This is a genomic window from Komagataeibacter rhaeticus, assembly GCF_003207855.1.
Lineage (GTDB): Bacteria > Pseudomonadota > Alphaproteobacteria > Acetobacterales > Acetobacteraceae > Komagataeibacter > Komagataeibacter rhaeticus.
Window position 1 is genome coordinate 1 of sequence record NZ_NKTZ01000054.1, and the last position, 1,853, is coordinate 1,853.

3 protein-coding genes are annotated in these 1,853 nt (G+C 51.1%); 1 reads left to right on the forward strand and 2 read right to left on the reverse strand.

The window, feature by feature from the left end; all coding sequences use genetic code 11:
* Positions 1-241: hypothetical protein (locus tag CFR78_RS16495; RefSeq protein WP_220032415.1), on the forward strand; the 241-nt coding region annotated here is incomplete at its 5' end.
* 88 nt (positions 242-329) lie between these two features.
* Here the strand turns inward: CFR78_RS16495 and CFR78_RS15915 are convergent.
* A complete protein-coding gene (locus CFR78_RS15915; RefSeq protein ID WP_232091769.1) occupies positions 330-1,424 on the reverse strand; it encodes a replication initiator protein A in 1,095 nt (364 codons plus the stop codon).
* A gap of 27 nt (positions 1,425-1,451) precedes the next feature.
* Positions 1,452-1,676 carry a helix-turn-helix transcriptional regulator gene (locus CFR78_RS15920; protein ID WP_099348763.1) on the reverse strand — a complete coding sequence of 75 codons (225 nt, stop codon included), beginning with the start codon at positions 1,674-1,676 and terminating at the stop codon, positions 1,452-1,454.
* Between the last annotated feature and the right edge of the window lie 177 nt (positions 1,677-1,853).

Genomic DNA, 1,853 nt, shown 5'->3' on the forward strand with positions numbered 1-1,853 from the left:
CGACGCCATCTGGTCCGGGGTTAACCCCGGACCAGATGGCCAACAGCAACGCCGTCAGAAGGGCGGCATAACAACAACCGGGTATAGCTTATCAAGCCCGCAAAACTGTCCGAACGGACGGGACCACCTCTTACTGCTCGACGAGTTATCCACACCAAAGAGGGTTTTAAGAGTTTTATATAGTTTTAAAGTTTTAGACGCGAAAAGCTCATTTTTATTCAATTATATCAACTTCTTATAAATTTGCCCGGTGTGTGATAGACGGCATCTGGTGTGTAATAGACGGTAAACGGTGTGCGATAGACGGTGATCAGTGTGTAATAGACGGCCTATCCACAGGCCTGATCGCTTATCGCCCCACCAAAAACCGCTCCGTCGACTACCCCATTGGCACCAACCAGAAGTTCATCGAAAGCCGCTTTTCGATGAAGCATTATCAGTTGAGGCCCCCTCTGCCCCGCCTCTTCTCGCAAGACGTAATCAGGCAGGTCATTGGCCGCGACAATCTTACGGAGGATACGGCTGAATTCTTTTAACGAACTGGCGCTACCACTGCGTTCGTAAATCGTCTGGAAGCTCCATCTTGCCTGCCCTTTACCAGCAGCTTGACGTGCCAATCGGTACACAAACCGTCCAATACCCGTGGAAATCAGAAAATAGGCAGGATCGACTGTCAGGACGTCTGGCCTCTTACCGTCAGTAACTTCCTTGTAAATCCATTTCGGAACTTCAATCTCGACACTGGCTACTCTCCCAGTGTCAGTACGCGATATAACGGCATACGAACTGATTAGCCCTTCAGATTCAACTGTGCGTAACACACGCCCATCGAAACGCGACGTTTCTCGCACACTCTTTATGATCGTTCCCTGAAGACGGTCGAGCGCCGCCTCAACCTCAGCAAACTGCCGCGAACCATTGCTCTTGCGACAAAACCTCAGAATGTCGCCGATCCGAGGCCGAAACACACGCCCCGGCTTCTTTCCCTTGCCGTCTCGATAGCGATTCATTGCTTCCGTCAGGTGGGAAACAAGCATTAAAACAATATCATAGTCCCAGACCGACGCCATTCCGTCAGGGCCAGCTTTGACCTCCACGTAGCCATTCGGCAAATTATAATGGATCATCCCGCCTGCCCGCTTCTTGCCTTTAGATACGCGAAACAAAGCCACGTCCATCAGGCTACGGCTATCTCTGGTGCCAACGTCGACCAAGGATGGCACCAAAAAATCGAATTGCGCATCATCCCCTTCTGAAGACCGACTACCATCAGTGGAAAGCAATGATGCCGTTTCGCGAGAACGGTTGCCCTGGCACGGTTGTCCAGTATGTCGATATGCCCCTCGTCGTTGAGACTGATCTTCATGGGTGACGCAATTGGCTGTCGGTTTTTTATCCACGAGATCAGGGGACTCAGTGCTCACCTGCATCAGTCGCTACAGTTTGGATTGTCATGCCGGCCCAGGACGAGAAGCTACGACACCAGACACCTTGCGTGCCTCGATCCACTCCTCAATTTCAGCCAGGTCCCAAGCGACGTTTCGACTGGTAAGAGCAATACGGCGAGGAAAATCTCCTCTCTGCTCCATGTTGAAAATAGTGCGCTCGGCCAACGGTATCATTGCATGAAGCTTTTTCCGGCCGATAAGCGTTCTGCTTTTTACTTTTCCCTCCATGGTCACTTTCCTTTGATATCGTGCAGATGCTTGACGATACCGGCCAGTGCCCGCAGGAACCTGAAAAATAGTTAGAATCTAGTGTCCTGATTCTGAAGTTTCGCTGATTTTGGTAGTACGGAGGCAGAATCGCTTGACGGCCTGCAGGATGTCGTCGGCGGATCTGGTCCATTTGAA

Coding starts and splice junctions, on each gene's coding strand:
- CFR78_RS15920 (WP_099348763.1), bottom strand. CDS start 1,676: ATGGAGGGAAAAGTAAAAAGCAGAACGCTTATCGGCCGGAAAAAGCTT.